This is a genomic window from Micromonospora sp. NPDC049203 (genome assembly GCF_043197215.1).
Taxonomy (GTDB): domain Bacteria; phylum Actinomycetota; class Actinomycetes; order Mycobacteriales; family Micromonosporaceae; genus Micromonospora.
On record NZ_JBICSV010000004.1, the window covers coordinates 377,106 to 395,963 of the forward strand.

Consider the following 18,858-nt stretch of genomic DNA (forward strand, 5'->3'; position numbering starts at 1 on the left):
ATCCGTGCCCGGCGCAAGACCTGGACGGCCGATCGATGTCCGGCTCCGTGCGATCGACCGGATCGTGACGATTCCGATACCTGGCGTACGGGATTGGGGTGGAAAACGGCTGGGTAGCTCCCCCGGTCACAGACCGCCACCGTGGCGGCCACACGGCGGGGGAGGTGATCAGATGTCGGTCCTGCGTACCAAGCCGATCCAGGACGTGCTCGCCCAGGGCGACGCCGACGGCGAGGACGGCAAGCCGGGGCTGCGGCGCCGGCTCGGCGCGGTCGACCTGATGGGCTTCGGCATCGGCATCGTGATCGGCACCGGCATCTTCACGCTCACCGGTGTCGAGGCGCGCAACAGCGCCGGGCCGGGCGTGGTGATCTCGTTCGGCATCGCCGGCCTGGTCGCGCTACTCGCCGCGCTCTGCTACGCCGAACTGGCCAGCAGCGTGCCGACCGCCGGCAGCGCCTACACCTACGCGTACGCGACGATGGGCGAGATCGTCGCCTGGATCATCGGCTGGGACCTGCTCCTGGAGTTCGCGCTCGGCGCGGCGGTGGTGGCCCGCGGCTGGTCCGGCTACCTCGCCGACCTGCTCGGCCTGCCCAGCGCCTGGTTCGCAGAGGAGGGCAGCGTCGTCAACCTCGGCGCCATCGGCATCGTGCTGGTGCTCGGCGTGGTCGCCATCGTCGGCATCCGCGAGTCCGCCCGGGTCACCAACCTGCTCGTGCTGGTCAAGGTGGCGATCTGTGCCTTCGTCGTCATCGCCGGGCTGTTCTTCGTCAAGGCGGCCAACCTCAGCCCGTTCATCCCGGCCGCCGAGCCGGCCGGTGCCGGGGACGACGGCATCAAGCAACCTGTCACCCAGGCCATCTTCGGGCTGGAACCCTCAGTCTTCGGCTTCGCCGGGGTGCTCACCGCCGCCGCCGTGGTGTTCTTCGCGTACACCGGGTTCGAGGCCGTGGCGAACCTGGGTGAGGAGACCCGCAAGCCCAAGCGGGACCTGCCGCTGGGCCTGCTCGGCACGCTGCTCATCTCCACGGTGCTCTACATCGGCGTCTCGCTGGTGGTGGTCGGGATGGTCAAGTACACCGAGATCGACGAGGGCGCGCCGATCGCGTCCGCGTTCCGGGCGGTCGGCGCCGGCTGGGCCGCGGTGCTCGTCTCCATCGCCGCCGTCGCCGGGCTCACCAGCGTGATCCTTGTCGACCTGGTGGCCATGGGCCGGATCGGCTTCGCCATCGCCCGGGACGGGCTCATCCCGCCCGCCATCGCCAAGGTGCACCCGCGCTGGGGCACCCCGTACCGGATCGCCGGGATCATGACCGTCGCGGTGGCGCTACTCGCCGGTTTCCTGCCGCTGTCCGCGCTCGCCGACCTGGTCAGCATCGGCGCGCTCTGCGCGTTCACGCTTGTCGCCATCGCGGTGCCGATCCTGCGCAAGCGCCGCCCCGACCTGGAGCGGCCGTTCAAGGTGCCGTTCTCGCCGGTGCTGCCGATCGTCACCGCGCTGGCCTGCCTCTACCTGAGCCTGAACCTCTCGGTCGAGACCTGGCTGCGGTTCCTCGCGTGGATGCTGATCGGCGCGGTCATCTACTTCGGGTACGGCCACCGCAAGAACCGGCTCGCCCGCAGCGAGCACTCGGACACCCCCGAGCCCGCCCCCACCCCCTGACGCCCGGAAGGAAGGGCCCCTTCTTAACGCCAGGCGTTAAGAAGGGGCCCTTCTACTACCGGAGGCGTTAAAAGGGGGCCCTTCCTTACCCGCTCACCCCTTCAGGCCGCTGCGGGAGACGCCCTGGATGACGTGCCGCTGGGCGAGCACGAACAGGATCAGCACCGGCACGCTCGCCAGCACCGCGCCCGCCATGATGACCGGATAGTCGGTCACGTACGCGCCCTGGAGCAGGCCCAGGCCCGCCGGCAGGGTCAGCCGTTCCGGGCTGAACAGCACGTACACCGGCCAGAGGAAGTCGTTCCAGTTGGTCAGGAACGACAGCACCGCGAGCGTGGCCAGGGCCGGCTTCGACAGCGGCAGCAGCACCCGGCGGAACACCTGCCAGTGGTTCGCGCCGTCCAGCACCGCCGCCTCCTCCAGCTCGGCCGGGATGGAGAGGAAGAACTGCCGCAGGAAGAACACCCCGAACGCGCTCGCCGCGCCCGGCACGATCACCACAGTGAGCGTGTCGATCCAGTCCAGCCGCTCGGCGATGATGAAGTTCGGGATGATCAGCGAGGTGGGTGGCAGGAACAGCGTGCCCACGATCAGCGCGAACAGCACCTTGCGGCCGCGGAACCGCATCCGGGCCAGCGCGTACGCGGCCATCGACGCGGTCACCAGCACCAGCAGCGTGTGCAGGGTGGCCGCGAGCATGCTGTTGACGAACCAGCGCAGCACCGGGTTCGCCGCGTTGTCGACTATCTGCTGGTAGCCGTAGGTGGAGAACGGGTCCGGCAGCCAGCCGGGCGGCACCCGCTGCGCGTCGTCGTACGTCTTCACCGACGTCAGCAGCATCCACACCAGAGGGGTCACGAAGATCGCGGTGACCAGGAGCAGGACGCCGTACCGCGCCACCGCGCGCGTGTTCCTCATGTCGTAGCCCTCAGTCTTCCCGGTAGCGGAACAGCCGGAAGTTGGCGACGCTCACCACCGCCAGCATCAGCGCGAAGAACACGCTCATCGCGGCGGCCCGTCCGGCGTCGTAGTCGCGCAGCCCCTCGTCGACGATCCGCCAGACCACGGTCCGGGTCTGCTCGCCCGGCGCGCCCTGGGTGATCAGGAACGCCTGCCCGAACACGTTCGCCGAGGCGAGGATCGTGGTGGTGAAGACGAACAGCATCACCGGGCGCAGGCCGGGGATCGTGACGTGGCGGAACCGGTCCCAGCCGCCGGCGCCGTCCACCTTGGCCGCCTCGTACAGCTCGGCCGGGATGTCCTGGAGACCGGCCAGGTAGATCACCGCGTTGAAGCCGCAGGTCCACCACACGGTCACGCCGACGAGCGACACCCAGGCCCACGGCACGTCGGTCACCCACGGCGTGTCCGAGGGGAGCCCGACCACACCGAGCAGCCGGTTGACCAGGCCCAGGTTGGCATCCAGCAGGAACCGCCAGAGCAGGCCGATCACCGCGACGCCCAGCACGTACGGCGCGAAGAACGCGGCCCGGAAGAACGTCCGGCCGGGGAACGAGCGGTTGAGCAGCAGCGCCAGCCCGAGCGGGACGACCACCAGCAGCGGTACGGAGAACAGCGTGAAGACCCCGGTCGCCCGGACGCTCGACCACCAGTCCCCGAAGATCGCCGAGTCGCTGGAGAACAGATCCCGGTAGTTGCCGAGCCCGACGAACGGCCGGTTTGGCAGTTGCAGGTCCCACTGGTGCAGGCTGATCCAGACCCCGAACAGGATCGGCGCCAGGCCGAAGACCCCGAACAGGATCAGGTACGGCGCGAGGAAGAGGTACGGGGTCGCGCGGTTGCCGCGTTCCGTCGCGCCCCGGCGGCGGGTGCGCGCCGGGGGCGGCACGCCGTCGCGCGCCGCCCCGACCTCGATCACGTCCGCCACGGCGGATCAGTTCCCGTACTTCTTGCGGCTGTCCTCCAGCTGCTTGTTCGCCTTCGCCGCGCCGTCGTCGAGCGCCTGCTTCGGCGGCTTCTTGCCCAGCGCCGCCTCGTTGAACGCGTTGTAGAAGGTCAGCATGGCCTCGTTCAGGCCCGGCACGGACGGCGGGAACGCGGCGTACTCCAGCTCCGGTGCGAGCGCGTTGACCTCGGTGAGCGCGGTGAACTCACTGCTCTCCCGCACCGCCTTGCGGGCCGGCACCTGGCCGCCCTTGGCCCAGTCCAGGGAGTGCTGGCTCAGCCAGTTGATGAAAACCTTCGCCCCGGCGGTCTTGTCGGCGTTCGCGGAGCGCTGCTTGACGATGGTGAAGTTGTGCGAGTTCGCCCAGGCGGCTTTCTGGCTGCCGATCTGCGGCAGGGGCGCGACGCCCCACTGCACGTTCGCGCTCTTCTTCAGGTCGTTGATCTGCCAGATGCCGTTCCAGTTGAACGCGTTCTTGCCGCTCTTGAACGCCAGGTAGTCGGCGTCCTGGCCGACGTTCGCGGGGGAGTGGCCCTGCTTGATCAGGTCGACCAGCCAGGTGCACGCCTCGACCGCCGGGTCGGAGTTGAACGTCGCCTTCGCCACCTCGGCGTCGAAGAGCGTGCCGCCCCACTGGTGCAGCAGGCTGTAGAACGTCATGCCGCCGGTGAACTGGAACGGGCTGACCCAGAAGCCCTGCACGCCCGACTTCTTCAGCTCGGTGAGCGCGGCCGTGTACTCCTCCCTGGTGGCCGGTGGCTTCTCCGGGTCCAGGCCGGCCTTCCGCATGACCGCCTTGTTGTAGTAGAAGCCCAGCGGGTGCATGTCCAGCGGGATGCCGTACCGCTTGTCGCCGTAGAGGCCGCCCTTCCAGACCGTCGGGGCGAAGTCGCCCTCGCTCAGCTCCAGCGCCTTCGCCACGTCGTCCAGTTCGGTGATCACGCCCCGGGCGGCGAACGTGGCGAGCTGGTCCATGTGCATGACAGCGATGTCCGGGCCGTTGCCGCTGGAGACCGCGCCGGGAAGCTTGCTGTAGTAGTCCTCCCACTGGTACGTGATCACGCTGACCGCGATGTTCTTGTGCTCGCCGTTGAACTGCTCGACGAGCGTCTTGAAGATGTCACCGTCACCGCCGGTGAAGCCGTTCCACAGCTTCAGGTCCACCTTCGGGCCGGTGTAGTCCTTGCCGCCGTTGCCGGCCGCGCCGGAACTGTCGGAGCTGCTGCCGCCGCCGCAGCCGCTGAGCGTCAGCGTGGCCGCCGCGCCGAGCCCGACGCCGAGGCCGAGCAGACGCCGCCGGCTCATCTCGTTCTGGATCATGCGTACTCCTTGGGGGACGGAATGGAGTATTGCCTGGTCACGACGCCGGCACGAAGCGCAGCAGGTTCCAGGAGGTGGCCGGCAGCAGCACGGAGGCGCGGCCGCCGTCGACTGTGGGCGTGGTGAGGTCCCGGGGCGCGACCCGCTCCGGGTCTTCTTCGGTGTTCGTGGCGTCCGGGTCGGTTCCGGCCGCCACCGTGGTGTGCGCCTCGGCCCGCAGGCCGGGCAGGCCGCGCAGGTCCAGGTCGAGCGGGAGGTCCTGCGGACCCCTGTTGACCGCGAAGACGGCCAGCTCGCCGGTCTCCTCGTCGTGCACGGCGACGGTGTCCAGCGCGGGCACGTCGCCGTAGCGCCGGGTCTCGTAGGTCGGGCCGGTGGGCTCGGTCCGCAGCACGGTGCCGCGGGCGTACCGGGCGGTCAGGGCGAACGGGTGGAAGATGCTCTGCCGCCAGGCCGGGCCGCCGTCGCGGGTACGGATCGGGGCGATCACGTTGGCGAGCTGCGCCTGGCAGGCCACGCCGATGCGGTCGGCGTGCCGGAGCAGGGTGATCAGCAGGTCGCCCACCACCACCGCGTCGACGGCCGTGTAGTCGTCCTCGATCAGTGCCGGCGCCTCGACCCAGCCGCGCCGGTCCAGGTCGGACTGGAGGCGGGACTGGTACCAGACGTTCCACTCGTCGAAGGAGATCTTCAGCTTGCGCCTCTGCCGCAGCTTGGCGCCCACGTGGTCGGCGGTGGCGACGACCTCGGTGATGAAGGCGTCCATGTCGACGGCGGAGGCGAGCAGGCTGGCCCGGTCACCGTCGGAGGGGTCGTAGTAGGTGTGGGCGGAGATGTAGTCGACGTGCTCGTACGCGTGCTCCAGCACTGTCGCCTCCCACGCGCCGAACGTGGGCATGCCCCGGTTGGAGCTTCCGCAGGCGACCAGGCTGATCGAGGGGTCGACCATCTTCATCGCGCGGGCGGTCTCGGCGGCGAGCCGGCCGTACTCGTCGGCGGTCTTGTGCCCGACCTGCCACGGCCCGTCCATCTCGTTGCCGAGGCACCACAGCCGCACCCCGTACGGCTGCTCGGCGCCGTGCTTGCGGCGCAGGTCGGATAGTTGGGTGCCGCCCGGGTGGTTGGTGTACTCAAGCAGGTCGAGCGCCTCGGTCACGCCGCGGGTGCCGAGGTTGACGGCCATCATCGGCTCGACCCCGGCCTCGGCCGCCCAGGTCATGAACTCGTCCAGGCCGAACTCGTTGGTCTCGATCGTCTTCCAGGCCAGGTCGAGCCGGCGCGGCCGGTCGCCGACCGGGCCGATGCCGTCCTCCCACCGGTAGCTGGAGACGAAGTTGCCGCCCGGGTAGCGCACCACCGAGACGCCCAGCTCACGGGTCAGGTCCAGCACGTCGCGCCGCAGCCCCCGCCGGTCGGCTGTGGGGTGGCCGGGCTCGTACACCCCGCCGTAGACGCAGCGCCCCATGTGCTCGACGAAGGAACCGAAGATCCGGCGGTCCGCCGGCGCGACCCGGAACGCCGGATCGATAGTGAGCTGCGCGTTCGGCACTGTGCCAACCTCTTCCTCGTGGCGATGGCGAGTGACGGCTGTCACTCCGTTGTCAGTGGTTTCTACAACGTTGTAAGCACCTGTGTAAAGAGGCAGTCGTGTCGTCGCGACGCGGTACGCTGCGGCCAGCGTTCACCGGGAGGAAGTTCAGTGCGGCACAGGCTCAAGGACGTCGCCGAGCGGGCCGGAGTGTCGGTGAAGACCGTCTCCAACGTCGTCAACGGCTACCAGCACGTGCGCGCCGACACCCGGGCCCGGGTCGAGGAGGCCATCGCCGCGCTCAACTACCGGCCCAACCTGTCGGCCCGCAACCTGCGCAAGGGGCGTACCGGGGTGATCGCGCTGGCCGTGCCCGAGCTGGACATCCCCTACTTCGCCGAGCTGGCCCGGCACGTCGTCACCGCCGCCGCCGACCACGACTGGACAGTGCTGATCGACCAGACCGGCGGCCGCTCCGAGCAGGAACGCAAGGCCGCCAGCGGTATCGGCGACCACATGATCGACGGCCTGATCCTGAGCCCGCTCGCGCTCACCGCAGACGACCTCGCCGCCCTGGCCGGCCTGCCCATGGTGCTGCTCGGCGAACGGGTCGACCACGGCCCCGCCGACCACGTCATGACCGACAACGTGGCCGCCGCCCGCGAGATCACCACCCACCTGATCGGGCTCGGCCGCCGCCGGATCGCCGCGATCGGCTCCCAGCGGACCCCCGAGGGCGCCAGCGCCCGGCTCCGCCTGGCCGGCTACACCGCCGCGCTGGCCGAGGCCGGCATCGCCTACGACGACCGCCTGGTGGCGCCCGCGCCGGCCTGGCACCGCGCGGACGGCGCCGCCGCCATGCGGCAACTTCTCTCCACCGGGGTACGCCCCGACGCCGCCTTCTGCTTCAACGACACGCTCGCGCTCGGCGCGCTGCGGGCGCTGCACGAGGAGGGCCTGCGCGTGCCCGAGGACGTCGCGGTGGCCGGCTTCGACGACATCGAGGACGGCCGCTTCTCGATCCCGACGCTGACCACAGTCGCCCCGGACAAGGAGCGCATCGCCCGCCTCGCGGTCGAGCTGCTGGCCGGTCGCCTGGGCCAGGACCGCGACGCACCGCCCCGAGAGCTGGTGGTCTCCCACCAGCTGGCCCTGAGAGAGTCCGCCCCACCCCGCCCCGCCTAGCCCTCCGGTGCCGTGGTCAGTCGAAGAAGCGGGCCAGGTGGGCCGACGAGGGAGCTGGGGCGTCCGCGGGCAGGGGAGTCAGGTCGGCGAAGATCGAGGCGCCGTCGCAGCCGACGTGCAGCGGATACCAGCGCGGCGTACCCGGTGGGCGCTGACCGCAGATCCCCTTGAACGTCTGGACGTCGAGCAGCCGTACGTGGGTCGGGTCGGCCACCGCGTTGACGTGCCGCCACCAGGGGCTCATCACGTGCAGCACCCCGCCGGGACGCAGCACCCGGTGGCACTCGTCGAACAGCGGCAGGAAGTCGATCAGGTGCTCGACGATGTGCACCGCGAAGAACACGTCCACCGAGTCGTCGCGCAGCGGCAGCGAGCCGGCCAGGTTGGCGACCGCGTTCACCCCCGGCGCCGGATAGATGTCCAGTCCCAGGTTGCCCGGCCACTGTTTGGTCGCGCCGCAGCCCAGGTCGACCACCACCGGCGCCCGCCCGGCCACGGTGACCCGGCACCAGACCCCGAGTACGCCGGAGAGCCGGCCGATCAGCTCCCGTACCAGCCGCAACTGTTCAGGGTCGGCGACCTCGCCGGTCAGGTGCGCCACCCCCCGGTCGAAGCGCACCTCGACTGCCGTCCCGCGCAGCCGCTCGTCGTGCCGGACCATGTCGGCCCACGCCTCGGCGAGGAAGCCGTCGGTCTGCCGGAGCCGCTCACCCGAGAGCGCGGTCTGCCCCATCGCCACCATGCGCCACCTCCGGCGGCCCGTTACCCCCGTTTCGCCCCGATATGCCCCCCGTCACGAACCGATCCCACAGGATCAACGTCCTCGTGCTGGCGTGACACCGACGGCGGATCACGTGGTACGGTAGTCACGTTGCAGTTTTGATTTCCGTAGACGTTTTCCGGCGCCTGATGGGGCATCTGAAACCCATCAAGGCGCTTTTCGTTTTTCGTGTCGTTTCGACGCGGGTGATCAACGCGGCGGCGTAAGGGTCCGCACAGTGCGGCCTCTGACAGCCTGCGAAGGAGCAGACATGACTACAGGCACCGTGAAGTGGTTCAACGCCGACAAGGGCTTCGGCTTCATCAGCCCGGACGACGGCGGCGCTGACGTCTTCGCCCACTTCTCCGCGATCTCGGCGAGCGGCTTCCGCAGCCTCGACGAGAACCAGAAGGTGGAGTTCGACATCACCCAGGGCCAGAAGGGCCCGCAGGCGGAGAACATTCGCCCGCTCTGATCCACACTCGCCGAACGGCGGCCCGACTGGTTCAGCGGGCCGCCGTTCGGCGTTTCACGCGCTCACCAGGGCATCGCGGCACTCGTCTGGTCTGCGGAAGGCCGACGCCGGGCGCTGATCTTAAGCATCGGTTCCTATCGCTAACGCACAGAATGCCGCCTCGCGGGCCAGCCTGACGGCGGAGGCACGTACGGTCGCGGTCAGGTGGAGCACACCATGGTCGGACTCCACGCGTTACCTCCTGATGACTGGCAGCCCGCCTGGACCCTGGTGTGTGCGGCGTACATCTTGAAAGGTTGGTGACTATGACGACGACCTACTCCGGTCCTGCGAAGCTGATCCTGGTCGACGGCGCCTGCATCTCCGGCATGGCCTCTCTCAGTACCAACCAGCGCGGAGGGCTCAACGGCTGGGGCGGCACGTTCCGGCCGGACGAGATCACGTCGGAGCTTCGCGACGCAGTCGAGGGCCTGCAACTGGAGTTGCCCTACGATCGGGTGGGGACAGTCGCCGTCACCGGCATTCGCAAGCTACTCGCGACGCAGGTGTTGATGTCGCTGGCAGGCCGCGGACCCGCACCATTCTGATCGTGCGCCGCCTGCCTGGAACCGTGCAGCGAACGGCAGTTCCTTCCGAGGAGAGTGCCCGCACCTGACTCGGGGCCGTCTTCCGGCACACCGACTTCAGCTATGAAGCGGCGGGCATCCAGGTGCCCGGCGGCAGCGTCCGCCCCGGTGAGGACCCGGCGGACGCGGTGCTGCGCGAGGCCCGCGAAGAGACCGGACTGACCGGCTTCACCGTCGTGCGCAAGCTGAGGGCGATCGAGTACGACATCAGCCCGCTCCGCTTCGAGATCCAACGTCGGCACGTCTTCGAGTTGGCGCTGCGCGGTCCGACGCCCGAGCGATGGGCGAGCCAGGAAGACAGAGGTAACCGGGGAGACGATGCGCGAGGACGAACTGCGGGGCCTCGTCGAGCGCAGCCAGTGGCTGATCCGGGCGCTGGGCGTCGTCCGGGACTCCGGCCTGCCGGACGCCTGGATCGGCGCGGGCGCCATCCGCGACCTGGTCTGGAGCGAGCGCTACGGCGACGGCTTCGACCCGTCGTCGGTGCGGGACGTCGATGTCGTCTTCCTCGACCCGGCGGACCTGAGCCGCGACAACGACGACCGGGCCACCCGCCGGCTGGTGACGGCCTGGCCGGAGCCGCCGTGGGAGGCGAAGAACCAGGCCGCCGTGCACACCTGGTACCCGGCGAAGTTCGGCGGCGGTCCGGTGGCGCCGTTGCGGACGATCGCCGATGCCGTTGCCACCTGGCCCGAGTACGCCACCGCCGTGGCGGTACGCCTCGACGCGGACGGCCGGATCGCGGTCTGCGCGCCGCACGGCCTCGACGACCTGCTCGACGGGGTGTGGCGGCGCAACCCGACCCGGGTCGGCCCGGAGATCTCCCGGCAGCGACTCGCCCGTCACCGCCCAGCCGAACGCTGGCCCGGTGTCCGCGTCGTGGTCTGAGCCGGCGCTCGAAGCCATGGGCTCCGGACCAACCTGAGGACTCTTCTTATTTGCATCGATAGGGATTACTCTCTGGGCCAGTCCTGGTGGATCACATCGGAGGTTCGTATGAGGAAGATGACCATCCGTCGCACGACCGCGCTCCGCCTGGTGTCCGGTGCCCGTCGGCTGTGGATCGAGTGGTGCTGGTAGCTGCCAGCCGGGCGGGCGCTCCCGGGCGCCCGCCTCAGCGGCGGTGGGCCCTGCGGTGACCGGCGTGGCGGAGCGCTACGACTGCCATCGTGACCACGGGCCGTACGCCGGGGTCTCGACCTTCCTCGGCCGGGTCGCCGCCGATCGGCCCCGCCTGGCGGCGCGGCACGCCGTCGAGCTGTACGCGATCGCCCCTCAGCTCGATCCGGCGGCCCGGCCGGCCGCCGAGGAGGAGCCGATCCGTTTCCACCCGGCCCGCCGGACCGCCTGCCTGGCCTACGGCGCGGCGGAGCTGGTGGCGGCCTGGGCCGGCACGCTCCGGCGGCCGGTGACCGTCCGGTTCGATCACGTCGCCAGCGCCGACGAGACGACAGCCGAGTTGCTGGACGCGCTGGTCCGCCGGCTCGGGCCGGCCCCGGTGCGCCTCGACCTGCGCGATGGCGGGGCCCCCGACCCGGCGCCCGACGAGCGCACCCCGCAGGCGTTGCGGCGGGCCCTGGGCGACAGCCTGGCCGGCGGCTTCTACCACCACGCGGCCCGGGTCGCCCGGCGCGGGCGGGCGGTGGTCACCCCCGGCGGCGACCTGCCGCACTGGTGGGCGTTCACCACCGGCCTGGCCACCGCGCTGGCGGCCCTGGACCGGGCCGCGGAGGCGCTCGACCTCTACGACGAGGCGCGGGCCGTCACCGACGACCCGAAGATCACCATGTCGGCGGCGTACGCCACCGCCATGCTGCACGCCCGGCACCTGCCGGCCGCCGACCAGGACCCGGAACAGGCCCGACTCTGGCTGGATCGGGCCCTGCACCTCGCCGCCGGGCTGACCGACCCACGCCGGCGGCTGCTGTCGACGGTCTTCTACGAACAGGGCCTGGCGCTGCTGGACAGCCGGGCCGGCCGGCCCGACCGCGCGCTGCGGGTCGTCGACGACGGGCTGGCCCGGCTGACGGCCGCACTCGGACCCGGCGAACGCCCGCAGCACCTGGCCCGGTTGCGCCACAACCGGGCGCAGGTCCACCTCGCGCTGGGCGACCCGGCCCGGGCGCTGGCCGACCTGGACACCGTGATCGCCCACGACCCCGACAACTGCGAGTACTACGTGGACCGCGCCGCCCTGTACCGGGCGGCGGGCCGGACCCGAGCCGCGATCAGGGACTACGACGCCGCCATCCGGCTGGGACCGCACCTGCCCGAGGCGTACTACAACCGGGCCATGCTCCACCAGGAGCGGGGCCGCCCCGGGCGGGCGCACGCCGACCTGGAGCGGGTGCTCGCCATCGACCCCGGGCACCTCGATGCCCGGATCGCCCTGGTCAACCTGCACGTGGCGCGCGGCGCGCTGGACGCCGCCGAGGCCGGCGCGCGGGCCGGGCTGGCCGGCGCCGCGCAGGAGCCCGCGCTGCTGTGCACACTGGGCCTGATCCTCGCCGAGCGTGGCCGGCCCGCCGAGGCCGACCAGCTGCTCACCCGGGCCCTGAGCGGGGACCCCGAGCTGGTGGAGGCGTGGACGAACCGGGCCGCCGTCCGGTTCGAGCGCGGCGACGTGACCGCCGCGCTCGCCGACCTGGACCGGGCGGTGGCGCTGTCGGCGGCCCCCGTGCCGCGTTACAACCGGGGCACCGCCCTGGCCCGGCTGGGCCGGTGGGGCGACGCGGCCCGTGACTTCACCGAGGCGCTCGCCCAACCCGGCCTGGACCGGGCCCTGCGCCGGGACCTGCGCGCGGAACTCGCCCGGTGCCGCCGGGAGCTGGCCGGCCCGCAACCGCTGTCACCCAGCCAGGAATCGGGACGGACGTCCTGACCGTCACCGGGTCGTGCTTCGACGACACGGCCGCGCCGGCCGGAGCCGGACCGCCGGGTCAGCCGGTGCCGACGGATGTCCGCCGGGGCAGGCCGAGCCGCTCGACCGCCGCGACGACCAGTTCCTCCGGTGCGGCGGCCACGTCCAGCACCACCCCGGGTTCGTCGGGCGCCAGATCCTCAAGGGTGGCCCGCTGGGAGTCGAGCAGACTGGCCGGCATGTAGTGCCCGACCCGCCGGGTCATCCGGTCCCGGATCAGCCCGGCCGTGCCGGCCAGGTGCACGAACTCCACGCCGGGCGGTCCCTGGCGCAGCACGTCCCGGTAGGAGCGTTTCAACGCCGAGCAGGCCAGCACCGTGGACACGCCCTCGGCGTGCCGGCCGGCCATCCAGGCCGCGAGGTCGCGCAGCCAGGGCCAGCGTGCCGCGTCGTCCAGCGGGACGCCGGCGCGCATCCGGGCCACGTTGGCCGGCGGGTGGAACTCGTCCGCCTCGGCGAACACCAGCTCGGTGAGCTCGCTGATCCCCCGCGCCACCGTCGTCTTGCCCGCCCCGGACACGCCCATCACCACCACGTGCCGGGTGGGTGGGCGGCGGTCACCAGTCATGGACCGTGCCGTCCTTGAGCCGGTTGAACGGCAGGTACGCCGGCTGGTACGGGAACCGGGCCGCGGCCTCCTCGTCGAGTTCCACGCCGAGGCCGGGCTGCTGTCCCGGGTGCAGGTACCCGTCGGCGAAGGTGAACGACTGCCGGAACACCTCGTCGGTGAGCGCCCCGTGCCGCATGTACTCCTGGATGCCGAAGTTGTGGATGGCCAGGTCGAGGTGGAGCGCGGCGGCCATGCCGACCGGGGAGATGTCGGTCGGGCCGTGGATGCCGGACTTGATCTGGTACTGGGCGGCGTAGTCGAGCAGCTTCCGCATGGCGGTGATGCCGCCGGTGTGGGTGACGGCGGAGCGCACGTAGTCGATGAGCTGTTCACGGATCAGCGTCTGGTAGTCCCAGACGGTGTTGAAGACCTCGCCGATGGCCAACGGGGTGGTGGTGTGCTGCCGGACCAGCCGCAGCGCCTCCTGGTTCTCCGCCGGGGTGCAGTCCTCCAGCCAGAACAGGTCGTACGGCTCGAGCGCCTTGCCCAGCTTGGCGGCCTGGATGGGGGTCATCCGGTGGTGCCCGTCGTGCAGCAGGGGCAGCTCGGGGCCGAACTCGTTGCGAACGGCCTCGAAGACCTCCGGCAGGTGCCGCAGGTACGAGCGGGTGTCCCAGTCCTCCTCGGCGGGCAGCGGCGTGCGCTGGGCCGGCTCGTAGTCGTAGCGCTTGCCGTCGACGCTGGGCTGGGCGGCCACGCCGTAGACGGCGTTGATGCCGGGCACCGAGGTCTGCACCCGGATGGCGCGGAAGCCCTGCTCCAGGTGGTGGCGGATGGAGTCGAACAGCTCGGGCAGGTCCCGCCCGGAGGCGTGCCCGTAGGCCAGGATCCCGGTCCGGGAGGCCCCGCCCAGGAGCTGGTAGAGCGGCATCCCGGCGGCCTTGGCCTTGATGTCCCAGAGGGCGACGTCCACGGCCGCGATGGCGGCCATGGTGACCGGTCCGCGCCGCCAGTAGGCCGAGCGGTAGAGGAACTGCCAGGTGTCCTCGATCTGATGCGGGTCGCGCCCGATCAGCAGCGGGACGACGTGGTCGGCCAGGTACGACGCGACGGCCAGTTCGCGCCCGTTGAGGGTGCCGTCGCCCAGCCCGGTGAGCCCCTCGTCAGTTGTGATCTTGAGGGTGACGAAGTTGCGGTCGGGGCTGGAGACGATGACGTCCGCGGCGACGATCTTCATGCCGATGCCTTTCTCAGGGGTGATGTCAGCGCAGCGTGCTGCCGGGCTGCACGTCGTTCAGGAGGGACAGTTCGTCGCGGCGGGGCAGCGACTCCCAGTCGCCGTTGCCGCCGACGGCGAAGGCGCCCAGGGTGACCGCGCGGCGCAGCCGCCCGGCCAGGTCGAGACCGTCGAGGTGGCCGGAGAGGTAGCCGGCGGTGAAGGCGTCCCCCGCGCCGACGGTGTCCACCGCCGTCACGGGCACCGCCGCCGCGTGCCGCACGCCCTCCCGGGTGTACGCGCGGGCGCCGTCGCCGCCGAGCTTCACCAGCACCGTCGACACGCCCCGGTCCAGCAACTCGGCGACCGCCGTCGGCTCGTCCGCGCCCGGCGTGCCGACCAGGTCCAGTTCGTCGGCGGAGGCGACCACGACCGTGGCGTGGCCGACGATGTCGGCGAGCGCGGCCCGCGCCGCGTCCCGGCTCCACAGTTTCGTCCGGTGGTTGACGTCGAGGCAGACCAGCGTCCCGGCCCGGGCGGCGGTCTCGGCCGCCCACCGGGTGGCCTCCCGGGCGCCGTCGGAGAGCGCCGCGGTGATCCCGGTCAGGTGCAGCACCCGGGCGCCGGCGGCCAGGGCGGGCCGCAGGTCCTCGACGGTCACCGCCGAGCCGGCCGAGCCGGCCCGCTGGTAGATCACCCGGGTCAGGTCGGCGGTCCGCCGTTCCAGGAACATCAGTCCGGCCGGGCGGTCCGGGTCGCGGACCACGTGCTCGAGGCGTACCCCCTCGGCGCGCAGCTGCCGGAGCAGGAACTCGCCGAGTTCGTCGGCGCTGACCCGCCCGGCGAAGGCCGCGCGGTGGCCGAGCCGGGCCACCCCGACGGCCACGTTGGCCTCCGCCCCGGCCAGGTGCGGGGTGAGCGCGCCACCGGTGACGATGGGCCCGGCCGTGCGCAGCGACACCAGGGCCTCGCCGAAGGTGAGCAGGTCGACGGCGGTCATGACGCGGTGGCCGGGTAGCCGCCGGCGCGCGGACGCGTGGCGGACGGGCGGGTGCCGCGCGGCCGCGCGGCGGGCAGGCCGGCGGCGCTCATGCGACGGCGGCGAGGTAGGCGCGGGCGCGCTGGCGCAGGGCGTCGAGGTCGCCGCCGGAGGCGGCGTCACCGACCAGCGGGCCGCCGACGCCGACCGCGATCGCGCCGGCGGCGAAGTAGCCGGGCAGGTCGGCCAGGCCGACACCGCCGACCGCCACGAACGGGATGTCCGGGAACGGGTCGCGCACCGCCTTGAGGTACGCGGGGCCACCCACCGACGCCGGGAACAGCTTGATCGCCGACGCGCCCAGCCGCATCGCCGTGTACGCCTCGGTCGGGGTGAACGCCCCGGCGGCGACGGGCAGGCCGAGCCGCGCCGCCTCGGCGATCGACTCGACCACAGCGGGCGTCACCACGAACTGCGCGCCGGCCGCCGCCACCTCGGCGACGTCCGCGGCGGTGAGCACCGTGCCGGCGCCGACCAGGGAGCCGGCCGGCGCGACAGCGCGCAGCGCCTCGACGGCCCGAGCCGCGTCCGGCGTGGTGAGGGCCACCTCCACGACCCGTACGCCCTCCTCCAGCAGGGCGGTGCCGGCGGCGATCGCGCCGGCGGTGTCGGTGCCCCGGATGACCGCGAGGATCCGGGCGGCGGCGAGTTCGGTGACGAGATCGACAGTCATGTTCTTCACCATTCCGCGTAGGAGCCGTCGGCGTGCCGCCAGGTGGGGCTGCGCCAGGCGTGGCCGCGCTTGTCCGCCGTCCGCACCGCGTGTTCGTCGATCTCGATGCCGAGGCCGGGCGCGGTGAGGCGCTCGACATACCCGTCGACGAAGGTCAGTGGGGTCTTGTCGAGGCAGTAGTCGAGCACCTCGGCGCCGAGGTTGTAGTGGATGCCGATGCTCTGTTCCTGGATCAGGTAGTTGGGCGTGGCGAAACCGACCTGCAGGCAGGACGCCAGGGCGATCGGGCCGAGCGGGCAGTGCGGGGCGAGCTGGACGTCGTACACCTCGGCCAGCGCGGCGATCTTGCGGACCTCGGTGATGCCGCCGGCGTGCGACAGGTCCGGCTGGGCGACCGCGATGCCGGCCTGCAGCACCGGCAGGAACTCCTGCCGGTTGTAGAGCCGTTCCCCGGTGGACACCGGGGTGGTCGTGGCGCGCACGAACTCGCCGATCAGGTGCGAGTTCTCCGGCACCACCGGCTCCTCCAGGAAGAACGGCCGATACGGCTCGAGCAGCGGGGCGACCCGCCGGGCGGTGGCCAGGCTGAACCGGCCGTGGAAGTCGACGGCGACGTCCCGCTCGTCGCCGAGCACCTCCCGGGCGGCGGCCACCCGCTGGACCACGCCGTCGAGCTCGGCGACCGAGGCGACCGGGCTCATCCGCCCGGACGCGTTCATCTTCACGGCGGTCAGGCCCGTCTCGACGGCGGCGCTGATCTGGTCGCGCACCTCGGCGGGCTCGTCGCCGCCGACCCAGCCGTAGACCCGGATCCGGTCGCGGACCGGTCCGCCGAGCAGCTGGTGCACCGGGGCGCCGAAGTGCTTGCCGGCGATGTCCCACAGTGCCTGGTCGAGCCCGGCGACGGCGCTGGCCAGGATCGGTCCGCCCCGGTAGAACGAGGACTTCGTCAGCACCTGCCAGTGGTCCTCGATCCGCAGCGCGTCCCGGCCGACCAGCAGCTCGCTGAGCTGCTCGACGGCGGTGCGGACGGTCTCGGAGCGGCCCTCGCAGGTCGCCTCGCCCCAGCCGACGATCCCGTCGACCGTTTCGACCCGGACGAACAGCCACCGCGGCGCGACGAGGAACGTCTCCACCCGTGCGATCGTTGTCATGGCGTCCTCAGCCCTTCGTGGCGCCGGCGGTGAGACCGGAGACGATGTACTTCTGCACGAACAGGGCGATCACCATGATCGGCAGAGTGACCACGGTGGCCGCGGCCATCAGGCCGCCCCAGTCGATGCTGGCGTAGCCGACGAAGTCGAAGATCGCCACGGGCAGGGTCTTCGTGTCCGCACCGGAGAGCACCAGGGCGAACATGAAGTTGTTCCAGGAGAAGATGAAGGACAGGATGCCGGCGGTGGCGACGCCGGGCACGGACAGCGGCAGGGTGATCCGCCGGAACGCGCCGATGTGGGTCAGCCCGTCGACAAGCGCCGCCTCTTCCAGGTCCTCCGGCAGGCTGTCGAAGAAGCCCATCATGATGTAGACGATCAGCGGCAGCGACACGAACATGTGGCTGAGGATCAGCACGGTGTACCCGCCGACCATCTGCAGGTTCGAGAAGACGTAGTACCAGGGCACCAGGAGCGACACGCCCGGGATGATCCGGGCCATGAGCACCACGAGCGCGGACTTCTTCATGTTGAACCGGCTCATCGAGTAGGCGGCCGGCACCCCGAGGACGAGCGAGAGCAGCGTGGCGGCGAACGCCACCCACAGGCTGTTGCCGATGAACTGGACGTAGTTGGCCTGCTGGAGCACGTTGTCGTAGTTGTCCAGGGTGGGCGAGAAGACGAAGGCCTTGCCGGTGTCGTAGATGTCGACGTTGGTCTTGAACGACGCGGCGATCATCCAGAGCAGCGGCGCGATCAGCCCCAGCACCACGACGGTCAGGGCAACCGCCCGGAAGACCTTGAACGGCTTGCCCGGCTTCATCGGTCCAGCCCCTTCTTGCGGTAGGTCAGGGCCCACATCACCCCGATGATGATCAGGAAGAAGATGATCAGGACCGTCGACGAGAGGCCGTACTCGTTGTAGTCGAAGCTCAGCCCGTACGCGTAGACGTTGAGCGTCTCGACCTCGTGGAACGACCCGCCGCCGCGACCCTTTGTGGCGTAGAGGATGTCGAAGGTCTTCAGCGCGTCGATGCCGCGCAGCAGGATCGCGACGATCACCGTGGGCATCAGCAGCGGCAGCGTGACGTGCCGGAACCGCTGCCAGGTGCTGGCGCCGTCGATGAGGGCGGCCTCCTGCGGCTCGTCCGACAGCGACGTGAGGCCGGCGAGCAGGATCAGCACCACCATCGGGGTCCACTGCCAGATGTCGATGAACATCGTCGTCGGCAGTGCGCTGTTCTGACCGGACAGCCAGGGCTGCGGGCCGATCCCGACCCAGCTAAGCACCTGGTTGGCCATGCCGATGGTGGGGTCGAAGATCAGCCGCCACATCATGCCGACCGCCACCGGGGTGGCGACCAGCGGCAGCAGGATGGCGACCCGGACCCAGCGCTCACCGCGGAACGGCCGCCACAGCAGCAGGGCGATCGCCATGCCGAGCGCCACCTCGACGGCGAGCACGACGCCGGTGAACAGGACGGTGCGCCACACCGCCGGCCAGAACCGGTCGGTGTCGGCGAGCACGTCCAGGTAGTTCTGGAACCCGATGAACTCGCTCTCGGCGCGGACCGAACCCTCGGCGTCGGTGAGGCTGAGGTATCCGGTCCACGCCACCGGAAAGATGATCAGCACGGCGACGAACGCCATGGCGGGAGCCGCGAAGAGCCATTTGCGGTGCGCGTTGGCCCAGCGCGACCAGCCCGACTCCGCCGGGGCCGCGCCGGCGTTCGACGGACTGGTGACTGGTGTGGTGACGGCTGACATGAGGTCTCCGAGTGCTCAGGGCCGGGACCCGGCGCGGGGACGGCGGAGCCGGTAGGCCCCGCCGTCCCCGCGG

Annotated in this window: 18 protein-coding genes and 1 pseudogene; 7 read left to right on the forward strand and 12 right to left on the reverse strand. The window is 71.3% G+C overall.

Annotated features, from left to right (window positions below):
* Positions 1 to 172: 172 nt before the first annotated feature.
* Positions 173 to 1,666 carry an amino acid permease gene (locus ACGFIA_RS14215; protein ID WP_357389733.1) on the forward strand — a complete coding sequence of 498 codons (1,494 nt, stop codon included), beginning with the start codon at positions 173 to 175 and terminating at the stop codon, positions 1,664 to 1,666.
* Positions 1,667 to 1,759: 93 nt separating this feature from the next.
* Here the strand turns inward: ACGFIA_RS14215 and ACGFIA_RS14220 are convergent, their stop codons facing one another.
* Genes ACGFIA_RS14220 through ACGFIA_RS14235 form a run of 4 tightly spaced genes read right to left on the reverse strand, consistent with a single transcriptional unit; the run spans position 1,760 to position 6,441 of the window.
* Entirely contained in the window at positions 1,760 to 2,584 is an 825-nt protein-coding gene (locus tag ACGFIA_RS14220; protein WP_357390638.1) for a carbohydrate ABC transporter permease, read from the reverse strand.
* Between the two features lie 10 nt (positions 2,585 to 2,594).
* Positions 2,595 to 3,554, reverse strand: coding sequence for a sugar ABC transporter permease (locus ACGFIA_RS14225; protein ID WP_357390640.1), 960 nt, complete (start codon positions 3,552 to 3,554; stop codon positions 2,595 to 2,597).
* A 6-nt stretch (positions 3,555 to 3,560) separates the two neighbouring features.
* Complete coding sequence (locus tag ACGFIA_RS14230; RefSeq protein ID WP_393260205.1) at positions 3,561 to 4,892, reverse strand: ABC transporter substrate-binding protein; 1,332 nt, start codon at positions 4,890 to 4,892, stop codon at positions 3,561 to 3,563.
* A 37-nt stretch (positions 4,893 to 4,929) separates the two neighbouring features.
* Positions 4,930 to 6,441: an alpha-N-arabinofuranosidase gene (locus ACGFIA_RS14235; protein WP_357390644.1), complete on the reverse strand. Its 1,512-nt coding sequence runs from the start codon at positions 6,439 to 6,441 to the stop codon at positions 4,930 to 4,932.
* Positions 6,442 to 6,591: 150 nt separating this feature from the next.
* Here ACGFIA_RS14235 and ACGFIA_RS14240 point away from each other — a divergent pair, with 150 nt between their 5' ends.
* Entirely contained in the window at positions 6,592 to 7,605 is a 1,014-nt protein-coding gene (locus ACGFIA_RS14240; protein ID WP_357390646.1) for a LacI family DNA-binding transcriptional regulator, read from the forward strand.
* Between the two features lie 16 nt (positions 7,606 to 7,621).
* Here the strand turns inward: ACGFIA_RS14240 and ACGFIA_RS14245 are convergent, their stop codons facing one another.
* Entirely contained in the window at positions 7,622 to 8,347 is a 726-nt protein-coding gene (locus tag ACGFIA_RS14245) for a methyltransferase domain-containing protein (RefSeq protein WP_357390648.1), read from the reverse strand.
* Positions 8,348 to 8,636: 289 nt separating this feature from the next.
* Here ACGFIA_RS14245 and ACGFIA_RS14250 point away from each other — a divergent pair, with 289 nt between their 5' ends.
* The 5 genes and pseudogenes from ACGFIA_RS14250 to ACGFIA_RS14270 all read left to right on the forward strand — a co-directional run bounded on the left by ACGFIA_RS14250 (position 8,637) and on the right by ACGFIA_RS14270 (position 12,347).
* A complete protein-coding gene (locus ACGFIA_RS14250; RefSeq protein WP_013283833.1) occupies positions 8,637 to 8,840 on the forward strand; it encodes a cold-shock protein in 204 nt (67 codons plus the stop codon).
* Between the two features lie 305 nt (positions 8,841 to 9,145).
* On the forward strand, positions 9,146 to 9,427 hold the full coding sequence (locus tag ACGFIA_RS14255) for a hypothetical protein (RefSeq protein ID WP_357390650.1): 282 nt from the start codon (positions 9,146 to 9,148) through the stop codon (positions 9,425 to 9,427).
* Between the two features lie 167 nt (positions 9,428 to 9,594).
* Positions 9,595 to 9,684, forward strand: a pseudogene (locus tag ACGFIA_RS14260) (NUDIX hydrolase); the annotation flags it as partial.
* A gap of 100 nt (positions 9,685 to 9,784) precedes the next feature.
* Complete coding sequence (locus ACGFIA_RS14265; RefSeq protein WP_357390652.1) at positions 9,785 to 10,354, forward strand: nucleotidyltransferase family protein; 570 nt, start codon at positions 9,785 to 9,787, stop codon at positions 10,352 to 10,354.
* A gap of 256 nt (positions 10,355 to 10,610) precedes the next feature.
* The gene (locus ACGFIA_RS14270; RefSeq protein ID WP_357390654.1) at positions 10,611 to 12,347 is read left to right on the forward strand and encodes a tetratricopeptide repeat protein; all 1,737 of its coding nucleotides are present in this window, start codon (positions 10,611 to 10,613) and stop codon (positions 12,345 to 12,347) included.
* A gap of 58 nt (positions 12,348 to 12,405) precedes the next feature.
* On the opposite strand, the gene ACGFIA_RS14275 is transcribed toward ACGFIA_RS14270, so the two are convergent.
* The 7 genes from ACGFIA_RS14275 to ACGFIA_RS14305 form a co-directional block, all read right to left on the reverse strand.
* Positions 12,406 to 12,954, reverse strand: a complete 549-nt coding sequence (locus tag ACGFIA_RS14275) for a gluconokinase (RefSeq protein ID WP_357390656.1) — start codon at positions 12,952 to 12,954, stop codon at positions 12,406 to 12,408.
* Positions 12,944 to 14,173 (reverse strand): D-mannonate dehydratase ManD, encoded by a 1,230-nt coding sequence (gene manD, locus ACGFIA_RS14280; protein ID WP_357390658.1) that lies wholly within the window; start codon positions 14,171 to 14,173, stop codon positions 12,944 to 12,946. Before manD ends, ACGFIA_RS14275 begins: the two co-directional genes overlap by 11 nt.
* A 25-nt stretch (positions 14,174 to 14,198) precedes the next feature.
* Positions 14,199 to 15,152, reverse strand: coding sequence for a sugar kinase (locus tag ACGFIA_RS14285; protein ID WP_357390660.1), 954 nt, complete (start codon positions 15,150 to 15,152; stop codon positions 14,199 to 14,201).
* A gap of 88 nt (positions 15,153 to 15,240) precedes the next feature.
* Positions 15,241 to 15,864 carry a bifunctional 4-hydroxy-2-oxoglutarate aldolase/2-dehydro-3-deoxy-phosphogluconate aldolase gene (locus ACGFIA_RS14290; RefSeq protein ID WP_357471795.1) on the reverse strand — a complete coding sequence of 208 codons (624 nt, stop codon included), beginning with the start codon at positions 15,862 to 15,864 and terminating at the stop codon, positions 15,241 to 15,243.
* A 5-nt stretch (positions 15,865 to 15,869) separates the two neighbouring features.
* On the reverse strand, positions 15,870 to 17,018 hold the full coding sequence (gene dgoD / locus ACGFIA_RS14295; RefSeq protein ID WP_357390664.1) for a galactonate dehydratase: 1,149 nt from the start codon (positions 17,016 to 17,018) through the stop codon (positions 15,870 to 15,872).
* A gap of 7 nt (positions 17,019 to 17,025) precedes the next feature.
* Entirely contained in the window at positions 17,026 to 17,841 is an 816-nt protein-coding gene (locus ACGFIA_RS14300) for a carbohydrate ABC transporter permease (protein WP_357390666.1), read from the reverse strand.
* Entirely contained in the window at positions 17,838 to 18,785 is a 948-nt protein-coding gene (locus tag ACGFIA_RS14305; protein ID WP_357390668.1) for a sugar ABC transporter permease, read from the reverse strand. Before ACGFIA_RS14305 ends, ACGFIA_RS14300 begins: the two co-directional genes overlap by 4 nt.
* Between the last annotated feature and the right edge of the window lie 73 nt (positions 18,786 to 18,858).